This window comes from Acinetobacter sp. MYb10 (assembly GCF_002980175.2).
In the GTDB taxonomy this organism is placed as follows: Bacteria; Pseudomonadota; Gammaproteobacteria; order Pseudomonadales; family Moraxellaceae; genus Acinetobacter; species Acinetobacter guillouiae.
Genome location: NZ_CP058272.1, coordinates 638,665 through 655,472, shown reverse-complemented (window position 1 = coordinate 655,472; position 16,808 = coordinate 638,665). Strand labels below are relative to the sequence as shown.

Below are 16,808 nucleotides of genomic sequence, written 5' to 3'. Positions count from 1 at the left end.
TATGGGGTGGAATTGACGCAACGACTTTTATTAGCGCTAAGAATAATGATTAAAGCTCTGTTCTATATGAAATTTCTAGTAACTTTTTAAAATCAGTAATCACAGCAGCAATAAAAATTGCTCTCGTCATAAAGAGATTTGACAAAAATAACCTTGTCAGAATATTCTAAAATTTATTTAAAAATAATGGCTTAATGGTGAAGCTGAAAAATTCAGCTAATGCGTTGTGTTAAATAAATTTTTTGTAAGGTTTATTTCTGATCTAAACCTGAGTATCTTATCCCCAAAATATTAAGAGGGTATTTCATGAAAAAATTATTCATTATTGCTTTAACAACCTTAGCATCAAGTTTCTCCTTTGCAGAGGACTTACAGTGTGAAAAAAGCTATGAGATTTTTAATAAGCAAGGGGACAAGGAAATAGAAATACTAAAAAATGGTTCACTTGATGATGTGATCAGTTATTATGATCAAATTGAATATGATCGTAAACTTAAACCTAAGCATCAAGGACAGACTTTTTCTTCAGGCGAATGGATTAGCGATGCTGAGTACAGAAAAGACATTAAATTACAGCAAGATTTAGCCAAAGATGGATCTTATAAAAATATAGATTCTACATTTTTAAAACCAAAATTAAATTATATTTCAAGTGTAGGTGAAGTTTGTGTTGTGCCTATGCAATCACAAGATGAAATATTCAAAAAGCGTATGCAGACTAAAGCTGACATAATTTTTATACGCGATATTCAAACTAATGAATGGAGAAGATTTATCTATTTTGGAATTGAAGATAAAAAAGACTTTAATGAGTTTTTCCCTGATTTTCCTAAAAATGTAAAGCTTGCTCAAATGTTAATAGATAACAAAAATTTTGCAGAGAGCACTTCAGAATTTGGTTTGTTAATGCTTGAAGAGATGGGTGTTGAGATCACAACTGAGATGAGGGAAATGATGAGAAATCAAACAGAGCCTTTTAGAGTTAAGTTAAGCGCGAATGGCTACTGATTTTTATTGTGTTTGTTGCATTTAAACCACCTGCGGATGGTTTTATTGAATAAGTATAACAATCGATTAAGTTGGTTAATTAAAGAAAGATAGATACATATGAGATTATTTTTACTGCTATTTGCACTACTGTTAAGTCTGAATATTTTTGCTGATGTTAATGGTTCAAAAACGCAACTTAAACCGATAGAAACCCTTGAAGCTTTATTATTGAATGCGGGTATTATCAACCAAGATTATAAAATTGTAGATAATCAGGCTTTTGATGATTATCTACATAAAGTATTTTTAAAACAAATAAATCAAGGTCTACCTTATGAGATCAATAAATTTGTTGAATTAAAGAAGATTCAAATAGAAGGGAGAAATTTGCTTATTTATAATGAAATTGATAATGCTTCAATAAAGTATATCCCTGACTTTCAGACTGATGAAATCCAATCAAGACTTAAATGGGAAATTTGTAACGATGATTTTGGTTCAAGTCGGGTTTTTAGACAGGCAGAAGGATTGAACGTAATTCACTTTTTTGGTAGTCAGCAGGATCCTGAATTGTTTAAATTTGGTATTTTTTTAAAGGAATGTGATGACGTATATCTTTAATATAATTTTAGCTTGAAGCATAAATAATATTGATTCATTTTATAGATCTGCATAGACAATTTAGAGGATTAAACAGCAAGCTTGTTTATCAATTGCACTCAGATAATGAACATCTTAAAAGATCTGTCAGTTTTCCTAAATTGGAAAAGTAACTTACAGGCTTAAGTAATTATTTTTAAAAGATAATACATAGTTACAAACGCTCATTTTCTGAATTGATTTTGAGCGTTTGAGGTTTGTATTTCCTGTTTATTCCAATGTACAAAATATCAGTAGCGATGTCTTAAATGGTATGGAACTTTTTCTGATATATCATTGTGAGGATTAATGCCAGCATTGTACAAAGCATAATAATCATTGATAGATTCATAAGTGGATTAAAATTAAAGCTATGACTGATCGGCACTACAATTAAGCAAATTAAGAATTGAATAGCACCTTGAAGTGCACTTGCAGTACCCGCACGTTGACCTTGTTGAGATAATGCCAATGCATTACTGTTTGCACTTACCAATCCAAGACCTGCGACAAGACCAAACAATCCGAGCATGGTTGAGGATAGACTGACCAAATCATATCGAGGCGAGATAAATAGCCAAACCGCATTCATCACTTGGATAAGAATACCGAGTAATAAAATTCTTATAAGGCTAAATCGACCAATCAGACGAAGATTGATTTGCGAGAAAATAATCAAGCCAGCGGCATTTATACTGAAATAATAACCGAAATTTTCAGGTTTTATCTGGAATTGATCAATGAAAATCGCTGGTGCAGCGGCAATATAAGAAAAGAATGCTGCATAAGACAAACTACCTATAAGTGTAGGGGTTAAAAAACTTTTGTCCCGACAAACATGGAAATAATTGATAAAAATATCGCCAACATGAAGAGATTTTCTTTTATGGTCATTCAGTGTTTCTTCAAAATAAAAATGCACAAGAACAATATTGATGACACCAAAACAGGCAAGGAAAATGAAAATACTTTGCCATCCCCAATTGACTAAAAGCCATCCACCTAATATCGGGGCAAGAATTGGTGCCAGTCCCATCATGAGCATCATGCTGGATAAAGCTCTTGCTGACTGTTTAGGTGTTAATCGATCACGAATCGCTGCACGAACCATTGCCATTCCAACGCAACCACCTAAAGCTTGCAATACTCTTGTCATTAACAATTGATTTATTTGTGTGGTAAAAATACACAAAACAGATGCAATCACAAATAAAGTTAATCCAAAATATAGCGGTGGTTTACGACCAAATCGATCACTAATCGGGCCATAAACAAGTTGACCGATGACTAAACCTAAAAAATATGCGGGCAATGATGATGACACGACACTAGTTGTCACACCAAACTCTACAGCAATTTCAGGAAATGCAGGTAAATACATATCTATTGATATAGGGCCGAGCAAGGTTAAAAAGCTTAAAATACTGATCCATGCTAGGGTATAAGGTTTTGTTTCAGAGGGGTTATCAGTTGATTTCTGTATATGGGGTGATCGAGGCATAATCTTACCTAAATGATGATCTTCCGCAGAATGGATGAAAAAAAATAGCGTCACTCAGATTTATGCATTGTGCTCATTGCTTAAAATAAGAAGCATTTCATCCATTTTGGGAATATCTAGATATAATGTATTCGCTAATTTAAATTCAGCTGACGTGCATTTATTTCTGAGATTCATTACCGAAATGACAAGCAAAGGTTTGCACCACGATTTTATTGTTTTTCACAATCAACGTATCCGTGGCCATTTTTGCATTGGGCGCTGACCAGCGAATATAGGCGACGTCACCATAGACTGTTTTTTCTTCAATGCTAATTTCACGTGTACCTTCAGGGAAAAAATCCCGATATACGTTTATAAATGTTTCTCGAATCTGATCGGTACCACGTATTACCGTATCGGTTCCATTGATAATGATGGCATCAGGTGCATAATCTTGAACAGTTAAGTCTACATCACCTAAGCGGAAAGCATTTAGATGCCTTTCTAAAACAGCTAAAGTTTCAGTTATTTCTCGATTTTCAGTATTTTGTATATTCACAGTATTCATAAATAGATCTCCAACATTGCTCTAGATAGGGGCCGTATCTAACGACTGATCAATACATTATTGTTGTATTGAAGCATCCCTTGTAGCTACAGAACAGTTGAAACACTTATTCTGATTTGTTGAAAATCTGCCAATGAAACTAATTTTTAATTGAAAGTGTTGTGTTTTTTCCCATATTCAAAGCGGATAGTTGTTGATTCAATTTTAGTTGTTCAAATTTAAGCGCAATAAAATCGATAAAACATCTAGTTTTTGCGGGCATGTGCTTTTTGCTAGAAAAATAAAGATTGGTATTTCCTAAATCTGCATACCAGTCAGGTAGGATTCTAATTAAAGTTCCATCTTCTATATATTTTCTTGCATGAGCAGTGGATATCGCAGCAACACCTAATCCTAAAGCGGCGCCTTGATGTAATGCACTTGGATCATCTGCGATAAGTTTTTCATTTAAATTTAAGTAAAACTCTTGTTCATTTGGACCTGTGAATTGATATTCATGTAACTTACCTGTTTGAGGGGATTTCATGACAATGCCATCCCATTCGGAGATTTGCGCTGGATGATTGGGCCGTGTTTTATGTTTTAAATAATCAGGTGAGGCAACAATAATCATGTGCAGCGGGGACAGTGGTCTGATAATGATGCCTTGACCTAATTTAATCCCACTTCCAATTGCCACATCAAAATTATCTGTTATTAAGTTGACCTGTCTGTTAGATAAGTGCCACTCAAGTTTGATATCTGGATAGTTGCTAATAAATTCAGGCATCAATGGCAGGATATATTCCACCCCAAATCCAGCACTTAAACTGACTTTTAAAATGCCTTTGGGCTTGCTCGAATCAACATTAAATTCTGAAATAGTTGTCTGAATACTATTTAAACTGTCTCGAATACTGATAAAAAAGTGTTCACCATCTTCCGTCAATTTAAGATTTCTGGTACTTCGATGAAAAAGTCGAGCACCTAAATTTTGCTCTAACTGCGCTACATTTCGAGACACTGCAGCAGGTGTTAGGCTTAAATGTCGTGCTGCGGCAGAAAAACTTCCATATTCTGCACTTTTTATAAATGATTCGAGATTAGACAGCGTTTCCATATTCTATTTTCAATTTTTACTTGAAAAAGATTATAGCAAAAGCACTCTACTTCACAATGAGTACTGATTTTATAGTCGGGAGACTTTAATGAAAGAGTAATGTGAAATGTTAAATAAATTATCGCTGGTTGGAAAAGTTGCGTTAGTTACCGGTGGGTCGCGAAGTATTGGTGCTGAAATTGTCAAAACGCTAGCCGCCCATGGCGCTATAGTTGCTTTTACGTATCATTCTTCGCAAATCAAAGCTGAGGAATGGATTAAAGAAATTGAGTTTCATGGTGGACAAGCCATAGCGATAAAGGCAGATTCAGGAAACCCTGAAATGTTAAGCAAAGCGATAGAAGACGTTGCTAAAAAATTTCATAAAATTGATATTTTAATTAACAATGCTGGAATAAGTCATTTAGGCAGTCTAGAGTCAGTATCAATCAGTGCTTTCGAGCGATTGGTGGCGGTCAATATTACGGGGGTATTTTTGGCCACACGTGAAAGTTTAAAACATATGGGGAAAGGTGGAAGAATAATAAATATAGGCAGCACGATGGTCAATTATTCTGGTTTTAGTGGAGCATCAATTTATATTCTTACAAAAGGTGCAATCACTGGATTTTCACGAGGATTAGTCAGGGAGCTTGGCGTTAAAGGTATTACAATTAATACCATTCACCCTGGTCCAACCAATACTGATATGAACCCTATAGATGGACCAATAGCAAGCCTACTACTGCCTAATATCCCCGTAGGTCGATATGGAGAGGGCATTGATATTGCGAATTCTGTTTTATTTTTAGCGAGTGAAGAAGCTAGCTATATTAGCGGTGCTGAATTAAGTGTCGATGGTGGTTTTATTGCTTAATTCCTTTGAATCAAAATAAAATTTATATGTCCAGAGTAGTTAGAAAATGAATTGAAATTTTCTATTCCATATCTATGGAAAAGCCCTCTATTTATAGAGGGCTAAAACAATTTATAAATCATCCTGTTTCAATAGATTATTTAGGATAAGAAGCAAGCCTTTAAATAAAATAGCATCTATCGGATAAACAGGTTGAATGTGCTGTATAAAAAAGAGTATTCCGAATTTTCAGTAAAAAATTTGAAAGTACAAATTAGAGATACCAAAAGGCATAGGTAAAAAATTAAAATCCAGATAAAATCATTAAAATTTTCACTAAATTATAAACTTTGGTTCTTTTAATAAATGACTGATATAGAGATAGAAACCCACCCACTTAAACCATTTCTTCCTTCAAATGCTAAGCTGTTGATGCTTGGTAGCTTTCCACCGCCTCAAAGCAGATGGAAGATGGATTTTTATTATCCGAATTATCAAAATGATATGTGGCGGATTTTTGGGCTTATTTTCTTTGAAAATAAAGACCACTTTTTAGATTTACCCAATAAAAATTTTAAAGAACAACGCATTCGCGAATTCTTAATCGAAAAAGGTATCGCAATTTTTGATACGGCGTATCAAGTTATTCGCTTAAAAGGGAATGCCTCAGATAAATTCCTACAGATTAAAACCCCCACAGACCTATCACAGCTTTTAGCGCAAATTCCTGAATGTAACAGCATCATGACCACTGGAGATAAGGCAACAGATACCCTGATGTTATCTATGCCTGAAGAAACTGAAAAGCCACAGATAGGGCAATCCTCACAAGCTATATTTGCTGAACGAGAGATATGTTTATATCGGATGCCTTCTTCATCAAGAGCGTATCCATTAGCACTGGATAAGAAGGCAGAGGCATATAAGAACTTATTTAAAGAAATAGGCTTACTTTAAGTAAGCTTAAAACTCATAATTTGGCATCATGGTTGGGTATTGAACCCATTTAAAACCAGTTACGTTAAAATCTCGAACATGGGTAAAACTAGACCAAATCAATTGGCTCCCTTTAGTCCATGAGAGTGGTTTGATACGCTGTTCAATCATTGCTAATTCTTCAGCAGTGGCGATACGTAGTTCACTAATTTCGATATTTAAACGAACACCAGGGAAATCTGAAAATTTACCTAAAATCATCGATTTCAACCAGAAAAAACGCTTAATATTCACTGCTTGTAAACATGCTTTGCTATTGTTAGGAATGTTTTCTTTAAATGATTCACTATAAGTATCAAAGAAAAATCCAGTTTGATTATTTTTTAAGAATACGGTTCCTATAGGCGTTATATTGGGTTGCCCTAATTGATCGACAGTTGCAATCGAACAATGCATAGAGGCACGTTGAGCAGTTGAAATGGTTTTTATTATTTGTTGCCAATTTTGGGAATCAATCATGTTTTTTCTCCTTAAAGCGTCAACATGTTGAATAAAATTAGCAAAATAAACCATATCTGTAATTGACAGTTTTTGTTCTAGCTTAGGCATTTATCCCATTGTACTTGATTAAATCGATATACACATACAGTCAATAAATGCTTTAAGCCTTTCCATTTTCTATGCAAATCGTTTTGCCAGAGCAACACAGATCACAACTGCAAAACAAACAACAATCATCGCAAAACTTACATGCTCACCCAATAGAACCGCTGAAAGCATTAAACCAATAAACGGTTGTACCAATTGAATTTGTCCAACTTTGGCAATTCCGCCCAACGCTAAACCTTTGTACCAAAAAATAAAGCCAATCAACATACTAAACAGCGACACATAGATTAAACCAATTGTTTCAGGCCAATGAATATTTGCAAAGCTTGCAGGTAGGTAATATAGACTTGAGATAAGCATCAAGGGTAATGCAACCACTAAAGCCCAACAAATCACTTGCCATCCACCCAGTTCTCTTGAAAGCTTTCCACCTTCAGCATAACCCAGTCCACAGACAACAATTGATGCAAGCATATAGAGATCACCCACACTAAAACTTAAATTACGGTTTTCATAAAACATAAATCCAACCACAATGGCACTACCAATTAAGGCAAATAACCAAAATTGTGTAGCAGGCTTTTCACCCCCGCGTAAAACTGCAAAAATTGCAGTCGATAAAGGCAAGAGACCAACAAAGACAATAGCATGTGCAGAGGATACTGTTTGTAAAGCTAAGGCTGTAAATAATGGAAAACCAATCACCACACCTAAAGCCACAATAACCAATGATTTAAATTGGGCAAAAGTGGGTTTTGATTGCTGTAAAATAAACAGGCAGATTAAAGCAATACTTCCTGCAATCGCTGCCCGAGCTGTGGTTAAAAATTCTGGACTAAACCCCATGACAGCAATACGGGTTGCGGGCAAAGAGCCAGCAAAAATCGCGACACCAATAAAACCATTTAGCCAGCCAATATTTGTTTTATCCATCATCAATTACTCAGTCAATTTATGATGATTTAAGCGCTATTTACTGGAAATATATATGTACACTACAGTACAATTTTAAATAACTGTTATGCTATTTTTACCAGTACAATTCTACTCAATCTAACGAGTTTTCTCAGATTTCTTATCTTTAAAATATGTGGTTTTAAATGGCAAAAACTAAAATTGAACAAACAGTGCTGATGATTAAAAATCAAATTTCGAATAAAAGTTTGATTGCAGGTTCACGCTTACCTTCAGTCCGTCAGTTTGCTACACAAACAAACTGTTCTGTTTCAACGATCGTTGAAGCCTATGCCAGATTAGTTGCGGAAGGTGTTTTAGAATCTCGTCTTGGTTCTGGTTACTATGTATTAGGTAAAGCTGAACCGATGCAAATGATTGATACTGAAATACAGTATCAACGTGAAATAGATCCTTTATGGATTTCAAGGCAGTCATTAGAGGCGAAGACGGATGTGCTAAAACCGGGTTGTGGCTGGTTACCCACTACTTGGATGCCTGAACAATCAATCCGTAAAGCGTTAAAACAAGCTGCTAAGTCTGAAATCATCATGCTCACCGATTATGCAACACCGCATGGACATTTGGAGTTGCGTAAATTTATTGCCAGAAAAAAAGAACTGTATGATTTAAAATTCAAACTGAATCAAATTCTTATTACTGACTCAGCAACCCAGTCCATTGATTTAATTTTCAGACACCTGCTTAGCGCAGGTGATGTGATCTTGATTGATGATCCTTGCTATTTTAATTTCCGCGCTTTGATTAAGGCCCATCATTTAAAAGCCGTTCCAATTCCGTTTACAGAAACGGGACCAGATGTAGAGAAATTTGAACAAGCACTGAATTTAAAGCCAAAAATCTATTTAACCAATTCAGGGATTCATAACCCAACAGGAGCCACGATTTCGCTACAAACGGTTTATCAAATTTCCAAGCTGGTTGAGAAAACTGATTTATTGATTATTGAAGATGAAATTTTTGCTGATTTTGAATATACACCCGCACCACGTTATGCTTCATTAGCCGGTTTTAAACATGTCATTCAGATTGGCAGTTTTACCAAAACCCTTTCAGCAGCAATTCGTTGCGGTTATATCATTGCGGAGTCTGAGCTGATTGATCAATTAATAGATTTAAGAATTGCGACCAACTTTAGCAATAGTCATTTAAATGCAGAAATTATTTATCAGGCTTTAATGGACAGCAGTTATCCTAAACATTTAGATTGGTTAAAGAAACATTTGCTTAAAGTCAGCAATGAAATGATGCAAAAGTTGGGGCAACTCGGTATAAAACCGTGGATTGTGCCAACAGCAGGGATTTTTTTATGGTGCAAATTGCCAGATGGTATACATGCGGCGGAATTATCAAAATTATGTCTCAAACAGGGCGTAATTCTTGCACCGGGTAATTCTTTTAGCCAAGCTGAAAATGCAGGACAGTTCATGCGCTTTAATGTTGCACAATGCGTGGATAAAAAGGTCTTTGATATCTTAGCAATGTCAATTCAGCAGTTAAAAATAAATAACTTACAAAGTTAGCGAAAATCCTTTTCCTTATTGCTTTAAAATATGGGTAAATAGTAAGCAAATTTATATTGATTTCAGTGGAATAATTATAATGAGTGTTCAGGATATACCAAGTCCAATTGATTTAAAAAATCCGCAAGATGCTTTGCAATGGGCTAATGAAGCCAATGAAAAACGCCCATGGCGTTATGAGTTTTTTGACTATTATGTGAATTTAATTCAAAAAGCAGCCAAAGAGAAACACTATCAAACTGATCAAAACGCGCAGTTCAATATTTTAGAAATAGGTTCAGGTCCTGGTTTTCTTGCCAAACATTTACTTACCCAGTGTGCTGATATTGAATATACAGCGCTAGATTTCTCTGATGCAATGCATGAGCTTTCTAAAAGTAAGCTACTTTCTTCTGAGTTAGGCAGAGTGCAATATCTGATTGCTGATTTTAAAAATGAAGATTGGCGCGATCAGCTTGGACAATATGATGCCATCATTATTCATCAAGCTTTACATGAGTTACGCCATAAAAACTATGCAAATCAATTTCATCAACAAGTAAAGACATTATTAAAACGTGATGCTCTGTATTTGGTCTGTGACCATATTTTTGCATCAGACGCGATGAGCAATAATGACTTGTATATGTCGAAACATGAACATTTTCAAAGCTTAAAATATGCAGGCTTTACTGACATAGAACTGGTTAAAGAGATCAAAGGACTCTGTCTGTTTGAGTGTTATTTATAGTCTTAAGATTGTAATGCATTTAGTATGCATGTTGTCATTACATTAAACTTACATCATCCATTCAAGTGGCAAATATGACACACTATACATGACAAATCGTTGGAATCGCGTAGTTTCAGGATCAACTTTATATTCAATCACTTTGCCATCAGCACGATGATCTAACCAGATCAGTTCACCTTGCGGATTAAGTTTTAACTCATAAGCAACCCTAAATAGGGTTTGATCCAATAGATTTGAAATTTGTTCCTGTAAAGGATCTGATTGAACAACCAGTCCAACTTCGGTATTGATATTGAATGATCTTGGATCTAGGTTAAATGAACCAATAAAGACCTTGTCATCAATATTGATAAATTTTGCATGCAAACTGGATTTATTTTTGCCTTTTTTCGGAATGATATTTCCTGTGAGGACCTCATACCAAGTACGGCGATTGCGTTCTATATAGGGTTTAAATTCATAAAGTTTTGCGCCTCCTTTAAGCAGGTCAACTCGATACTTTTGATAAAACGCATGGACAAGCGCAACATCATTTGCCATAAAGGAGTTGGTTAAAATTCTCACTTTGACATTTTGTTTAGGGAATTGGTTAATAAAATCCGTCCCATTTTTTGTAGGAACAAAATAAGCGGCAATTAAATCCATTTCTTGTTTGGGGTCACCCAAATGTTGGTGAATTTGGTGTGAAATTAATTCATTGCCGTGTGCTTGTCCTAAACTTTTCTTTGGAGAATCTGCCAGAAAATCGGCATAAGCCCAATTGATTTTATTTTGATTAAGCTCATTGGCGAGTTCTTTCTGCTCAAGATTTACTTTTTCATCTGTCGTCTGTTCAGCTTGTTCAAGTCGTTCAAAGCTTTTTCGCAAGGTTAATAAATCGTGTTCAGAACCTTTATGAATAAATTGATCAATCGGATAGCTTAATTGAAAATTCCAAAAGTCGGTAAAAACTTCATTTGCACGATTGACCGCTTTACCAAAAAATAAAATATCCATGTCGGTAAATTGGAAAGATTCACTGGCATCAAAATATTCACTGCTGATATTTCGTCCGCCTGTTACAGCAATTGCACCATCAGCAATAATTAATTTATTGTGCATTCGATGGTTGATTCTGTTCATTCTAAAAATATAATCCATTACACGAAAGTGTCGGAATTTATAAGGATTGTATAATTTGATCGAAATGTTTGGATGTGTCAGCAATGCACTTAATTGCCGATCTATTTTTGTTCCATTTTGATCATCGATTAATAAGCGTACTTTTACACCGCGGTCAGCAGCTTTAAGCAATTCGTGTAGCATTAAATTGCCAATAAAATCATCTGCCCAAATATAGTATTGTAAATCAAGTGTATATTTGGCTTTCCGAATCAGATGGATACGTGACGCGATACTTTGGAAAGCATCATTCATGGCTAAATATGCAGTGAGACCTTGAGTAAGCATCTGTTTTGCTTGAGGCTCATTGATCCAATGCTCTGCATATACTTTAACTTGTTGTTCTTGTTCTGGTTGATTCATAGCTAAACTACATCCAGTGATTGAAAAAGCCAAAATAACGAAGGCAAGTGAAGTCTTTGAATGATTCATTCTTTCAATGAGTACTTTAAATTTTACTAAATCATATCATCAAGTTAATAGTTGAATCTGTAAAGAGAAAAAGGTTACTGTAGTCCAACTGTTAAAACACAAACCTATTAGGATATTTAGCTATGAAATCACGTGCTGCTGTTGCATTTGGTCCAGGAAAACCTTTAGAAATTGTGGAAATTGATGTTGCTCCTCCACAAAAAGGCGAAGTCCTTGTTAAAATTACCCATACAGGGGTTTGTCATACAGATGCATTTACTTTATCAGGTGATGATCCAGAAGGCGTATTTCCAGCAGTTTTAGGTCATGAAGGGGCTGGTATTGTTGTCGAAGTTGGTGAAGGGGTAACTTCAGTAAAACCTGGGGATCATGTGATTCCTTTATATACGGCAGAATGTGGCGAATGCTTATTCTGTAAATCAGGTAAAACCAACCTGTGTACAGCCGTTCGTGCTACACAAGGTAAAGGGGTTATGCCTGATGGAACGACACGTTTTTCTTATAATGGTGAACCTATTTACCACTATATGGGGTGTTCAACTTTTAGTGAATATACCGTTGTTGCTGAAGTGTCATTGGCTAAAATTAACCCAGAAGCAAATCCTGAACATGTCTGTTTACTGGGGTGTGGTGTAACGACAGGTATTGGCGCAGTCCATAACACGGCAAAAGTACAAGAAGGTGATTCAGTTGCTGTATTTGGTTTAGGTGGTATTGGTTTGGCTGTTGTACAAGGTGCGCGTCAAGCGAAAGCAGGTCGGATCATTGTTGTTGATACCAATCCTGAAAAATTTAAGTTGGCAGAAGAGTTTGGTGCAACTGATTTCGTTAATCCAAAAGACTATGACAAACCTGTTCAAGAAGTGATTGTTGAAATGACAGGTTGGGGTGTAGACCATTCATTTGAATGTATCGGTAATGTCAATGTGATGCGTTCAGCACTTGAATGTGCTCATCGTGGGTGGGGACAATCGGTCATCATTGGTGTAGCAGGTGCTGGTCAAGAAATTTCTACCCGTCCGTTCCAGCTTGTGACTGGCCGCACATGGAAAGGAACCGCATTTGGTGGGGTAAAAGGCCGTACACAATTGCCAGGTATGGTTGAAGATGCGATGAAAGGTGATATCCAACTTGCACCTTTTGTTACCCATACAATGGGCTTAGATAAAATTAATGAAGCATTTGATTTAATGCATGCAGGTAAATCAATCCGTACAGTGATTAACTTTTAAGCTTAAATACTGAGTACGACCAAGAACCAGTGAGACATCATGTATCGCTGGTTTTTATTTGCATGATAAATGTATGAGTTTTATATATTAATTTTCTAAGCTTATCTTTTTTTGTTATGTTATGGCTTTAAAGCAAAAAATCAAAATAGGTCGTCTTATGAAAAATGTTGCAATTTTAGGTCTTGGTATCATGGCTTTAACCGTATCAGCATGTTCTTCGCTTCAAACCAATGCAACAACGCAAGATCAAACAGCACAAAACACTCAAACCACATGTATTGCAGAACGCGCGACTCAGTTGATTGGACAAAATGATATGTCTGAAGCGAAAATTAAGCAGCTTACACAGGCATCAATCGTACGTAAAGTTGAGCCAAATCAAGGGGTAACTATGGATTATCGTATTGAACGTGTGACGGTAACTGTAGATCCTGCGACCAAAAAAATTACCCAAGCGACTTGTGGTTAATGGCACAAATTTAAGTCTTATATGATTGAATAAATACTGATTTATTCAATCATCATTTTAAAGTTTAATTTAACAAATTCGCTTGATCTATTCGACATAGAACAATCATTATAAAAAACTAAAATAACAATGTTTTGCTACTGAGTGACAGATAATACTTGCTTAAAGCAGTTTTTTTGTTATGTTTTAAGCTGTACTTTTGGATGTGTAGCGTTAGAGCACAAGACTTCAATTCATTAGCTATTATTAAAACCTTATGAAAAGACTATTTTTAATCCTATTTACGATTTTGATATCAAACTCAATATTTGCTCAGAGTGAAAACTATAAAATTGCCATGGATAATTTTATAAACAACTATAATGCTGATCAGTATGAAAAAATTTATGATGTATTTTCTGCTGAAATGAAAAAAACATTGCCGCTTGAAAAGACAAAGCAATTTTTCTCAGGATTAAAATCTCAGGCAGGAAAAATTGAAAGTAAAGAATTTCTCAGCGATCAACAAGGAACTTATCAAAGTTATAAAACCAAGTTTGAGAAAATGGTGTTAACGGTCAATATTTCGCTTGATCAAGAAAATCATATCAAGGGACTTATTATGAAGCCTAATGAAGTCCAAAAAGAGATAAATAGTAGTAATACTGTGAATGCACTTAACGCTTATCCAAAAGAAATCTCAGACATCATTTTTTCGAATAGCCAAAATTTTCCAAATAATACGCAACTTTCTATTGCAGTCGTTCAAAATCAAAAAGTGAAATATTATGGGGTTATAAAAACTGAAGGTATGATCAAACCGATCGAAAACCAGAATAAGGTTTTTGAAATTGGTTCTATTACGAAAGTTTTTACATCGACCGTTTTAGCTTCGCTTGTTGATGAAGGTAAAATTAAATTAACGGATGAAATCAATCCATTTTATCCATCTTTAAAATTTAAAAATAACACTCAACTGAATTTTAAAGACTTGGCTAATCATACCTCCGGTTTACCACGCTTACCTGAGAATCTAGATTTATCGAATCAAAGCAATCCCTACAAAGATTATGGTAAAAGTCAGATTGAACAATACCTTAAAGATGATTTGAAAATTGAAAATGAGCCTGAAAAAAAATATGTTTATTCTAATTTAGGGGCGGGGTTATTAGGCTATACACTTGGCGTATCACAAGGAAAAAGCTTTCAAACATTATTACAAAAGAGAATTTTTGATAAATACACAATGAAAAACTCATTTGTAAACTCGCAAAATCTAGATAATAAGTTAGTAAAGGGACAAAATCCTGATGGACAAATCGTATCAAATTGGGATTTTGACGTTTTGTTTGGTGCTGGCGGGCTATTATCAACCACAGAGGATTTAGCAAAATTTGCAATCGCACAATTCGATCCTAAAAATACCGAATTGACTTTAACGCGTACACCGACCTTTGAAATGAACAAAGATATGAAAATCGGTTTAGCTTGGCATTTGTTGAAATCACAAAAAGGAAAAGATTTGGTTTGGCACAATGGCGGAACTGGTGGCTATTCATCTTCAATGGCTATAAATGTTGAGGATAAGACTGCTGTTATTGTGCTATCTAACCTCTCAGCTTTTCATCCAAAAACGAAAAACATTGATAAATTATGTTTTCAGCTTATAGATGAGAAGCAAAAATAATATTTGGATTTTGCATATGGGGAAGTTTAACACTGCAAATATTTTTAGTAGATTGGAAGTTTGCTTTTAGCTTGTGATAGCTGGATTGAAATAAAAAATACAAGTTTTGTCCCTCAATTGAAATTCATATTCTTGTCGTTATATGTCACTTTAGAGAGATACTAAAATGAAATACAGGGAAATTGAACCAAATGGATTTTTGAGTAATTTTGTGAAGTGTTTTTGGTATTACGAAACTATGGGAATAGATGTTCAGCATACCATTTTGCCAGATGGTTACTTTGACTTAATTATCGAGTTCGTAGATGGAAATTTAACAAAAGTAAAACTGACTGGAATATGGACAAGACCAAAAGACATACAAATTTCTAAAAACACCAAGTTCTTTGCAATCAGATTCAAGCTGTTAGCCCTTGAGTATATATTTAGAACACCGATAAAATCTATTTTAGATATGACGATAAATTTACCTGAGTTTTTTTGGAGAATTGACGAGTATCATTCAGACGAGTTTGATAAATTTGTTTCTGAAATAACGAACAATTTAGACGCTTCAATAAAATTCTTAAAGCCCATTGATCGCAGAAAATTAAAACTATTTGAAATCGTGTATCAAAAAAAATCTACATCGGTGTCTGAAATTTCCAATAGCATTTTTTGGAGTAGCAGGCAAATAAATAGATATTTTCAATCCAATTTCGGCATTACATTCAAGGAATTTTTAAGTATTGTACGTTGTAATGCGACTTACCCAGAAATTTCAAATGGTAATCTAAATCCAAATTCTGACTATTTTGATCAAGCGCATTTTATCAAAGAAATTAAAAAATATACTGGGGCAACGCCCAAAGCGTTAAGTAAAAACAAAAACGACCGATTTTTACAATTATTAAAAATGGAAGAAAGGCAATAATTCTATAACTTACATTTAAAGATGAATTAAAAATGAAAATTTGCAAAATTTCTCCAAACTTTGAAGTGACTGATATTAAAAAAACAACGGCTTTTTACACAGAAAACCTAGGCTTTAATCTGATCATGGCGGTTCCGGAATCACAAGATGGAATCGATCAAACTTTTCTAGAAAATAAAGAATATGTTTATGCTCTGGTACAGAGGGATAACGTGGAATTTATGTTTCAACGTTCTGATACCTTTAAAAATGATGTTGTTTTTTCAAAAGGGCTAGCTATTGGAGCAACAGTATCTTTTTATATGGAAATAGAGGGTATTAATGAATTTTATTTAGCACTAAAGCATAAAAATCTTCAGCTCACTGAACTAAAAACAACATGGTATGGTATGCAAGAATTCTATTTAAAAGATCTGAATGGCTATATTCTTGGCTTTGCTGAAAAAGTTGGATAAATGCCTTACAACATCAATTTAACATCTTGACCAATGAAATCCGCCATATGGGCAATAAACCATTGGCGGAAAGTTTTTCAAAATGATCAG

The 16,808-nt window shown here is 34.8% G+C and carries 17 protein-coding genes; 11 read left to right on the top strand and 6 right to left on the bottom strand.

Going from position 1 to position 16,808, the window contains the following annotated elements:
• The first annotated feature begins 306 nt into the window (after positions 1–306).
• Complete coding sequence (locus tag CQZ96_RS03020; RefSeq protein ID WP_105712662.1) at positions 307–1,008, top strand: hypothetical protein; 702 nt, start codon at positions 307–309, stop codon at positions 1,006–1,008.
• Positions 1,009–1,107: 99 nt separating this feature from the next.
• A complete protein-coding gene (locus CQZ96_RS03015) occupies positions 1,108–1,611 on the top strand; it encodes a hypothetical protein (protein ID WP_105712661.1) in 504 nt (167 codons plus the stop codon).
• A 283-nt stretch (positions 1,612–1,894) separates the two neighbouring features.
• Here CQZ96_RS03015 and CQZ96_RS03010 read toward each other — a convergent pair whose 3' ends face one another.
• The 3 genes from CQZ96_RS03010 to CQZ96_RS03000 all read right to left on the bottom strand — a co-directional run bounded on the left by CQZ96_RS03010 (position 1,895) and on the right by CQZ96_RS03000 (position 4,779).
• Positions 1,895–3,130, bottom strand: coding sequence for a Bcr/CflA family multidrug efflux MFS transporter (locus CQZ96_RS03010; protein WP_105712660.1), 1,236 nt, complete (start codon positions 3,128–3,130; stop codon positions 1,895–1,897).
• 160 nt (positions 3,131–3,290) lie between these two features.
• Entirely contained in the window at positions 3,291–3,680 is a 390-nt protein-coding gene (locus CQZ96_RS03005) for a YybH family protein (protein ID WP_105712659.1), read from the bottom strand.
• Positions 3,681–3,819: 139 nt separating this feature from the next.
• Positions 3,820–4,779: a LysR family transcriptional regulator gene (locus CQZ96_RS03000; RefSeq protein WP_105712658.1), complete on the bottom strand. Its 960-nt coding sequence runs from the start codon at positions 4,777–4,779 to the stop codon at positions 3,820–3,822.
• Between the two features lie 106 nt (positions 4,780–4,885).
• On the opposite strand from CQZ96_RS03000, the gene CQZ96_RS02995 reads away from it, so the two are divergent.
• Together CQZ96_RS02995 and CQZ96_RS02990 are read left to right on the top strand one after the other, a co-directional pair.
• On the top strand, positions 4,886–5,635 hold the full coding sequence (locus tag CQZ96_RS02995) for a 3-oxoacyl-ACP reductase family protein (RefSeq protein WP_105712657.1): 750 nt from the start codon (positions 4,886–4,888) through the stop codon (positions 5,633–5,635).
• Positions 5,636–5,980: 345 nt separating this feature from the next.
• Positions 5,981–6,571 (top strand): uracil-DNA glycosylase family protein, encoded by a 591-nt coding sequence (locus CQZ96_RS02990; RefSeq protein WP_105712656.1) that lies wholly within the window; start codon positions 5,981–5,983, stop codon positions 6,569–6,571.
• 6 nt (positions 6,572–6,577) lie between these two features.
• Here CQZ96_RS02990 and CQZ96_RS02985 read toward each other — a convergent pair whose 3' ends face one another.
• Both CQZ96_RS02985 and CQZ96_RS02980 read right to left on the bottom strand, forming a co-directional pair.
• Positions 6,578–7,069, bottom strand: a complete 492-nt coding sequence (locus CQZ96_RS02985) for a pyridoxamine 5'-phosphate oxidase (RefSeq protein ID WP_105712655.1) — start codon at positions 7,067–7,069, stop codon at positions 6,578–6,580.
• A 159-nt stretch (positions 7,070–7,228) separates the two neighbouring features.
• Entirely contained in the window at positions 7,229–8,092 is an 864-nt protein-coding gene (locus tag CQZ96_RS02980; RefSeq protein ID WP_035372056.1) for a DMT family transporter, read from the bottom strand.
• A 167-nt stretch (positions 8,093–8,259) separates the two neighbouring features.
• Between CQZ96_RS02980 and CQZ96_RS02975 the strand changes: the two genes are divergently transcribed.
• Both CQZ96_RS02975 and CQZ96_RS02970 read left to right on the top strand, forming a co-directional pair.
• Entirely contained in the window at positions 8,260–9,657 is a 1,398-nt protein-coding gene (locus tag CQZ96_RS02975; protein WP_056511098.1) for a PLP-dependent aminotransferase family protein, read from the top strand.
• Positions 9,658–9,736: 79 nt separating this feature from the next.
• Positions 9,737–10,387, top strand: a complete 651-nt coding sequence (locus CQZ96_RS02970; protein WP_105712654.1) for a class I SAM-dependent methyltransferase — start codon at positions 9,737–9,739, stop codon at positions 10,385–10,387.
• Between the two features lie 48 nt (positions 10,388–10,435).
• Here CQZ96_RS02970 and CQZ96_RS02965 read toward each other — a convergent pair whose 3' ends face one another.
• Positions 10,436–11,914 (bottom strand): phospholipase D family protein, encoded by a 1,479-nt coding sequence (locus tag CQZ96_RS02965; RefSeq protein WP_105713014.1) that lies wholly within the window; start codon positions 11,912–11,914, stop codon positions 10,436–10,438.
• A 191-nt stretch (positions 11,915–12,105) separates the two neighbouring features.
• On the opposite strand from CQZ96_RS02965, the gene CQZ96_RS02960 reads away from it, so the two are divergent.
• The 5 genes from CQZ96_RS02960 (at position 12,106) to CQZ96_RS02940 (ending at position 16,718) form a co-directional block, all read left to right on the top strand.
• Positions 12,106–13,215, top strand: a complete 1,110-nt coding sequence (locus CQZ96_RS02960; RefSeq protein ID WP_105712653.1) for an S-(hydroxymethyl)glutathione dehydrogenase/class III alcohol dehydrogenase — start codon at positions 12,106–12,108, stop codon at positions 13,213–13,215.
• Positions 13,216–13,372: 157 nt separating this feature from the next.
• Entirely contained in the window at positions 13,373–13,684 is a 312-nt protein-coding gene (locus tag CQZ96_RS02955) for an I78 family peptidase inhibitor (protein ID WP_105713013.1), read from the top strand.
• Positions 13,685–13,940: 256 nt separating this feature from the next.
• Positions 13,941–15,350, top strand: coding sequence for a serine hydrolase (locus CQZ96_RS02950; RefSeq protein ID WP_105712652.1), 1,410 nt, complete (start codon positions 13,941–13,943; stop codon positions 15,348–15,350).
• A 166-nt stretch (positions 15,351–15,516) separates the two neighbouring features.
• Positions 15,517–16,263 carry a helix-turn-helix domain-containing protein gene (locus CQZ96_RS02945; protein WP_105712651.1) on the top strand — a complete coding sequence of 249 codons (747 nt, stop codon included), beginning with the start codon at positions 15,517–15,519 and terminating at the stop codon, positions 16,261–16,263.
• A gap of 32 nt (positions 16,264–16,295) precedes the next feature.
• Positions 16,296–16,718 (top strand): VOC family protein, encoded by a 423-nt coding sequence (locus CQZ96_RS02940; protein WP_105712650.1) that lies wholly within the window; start codon positions 16,296–16,298, stop codon positions 16,716–16,718.
• Positions 16,719–16,808: the final 90 nt, after the last annotated feature.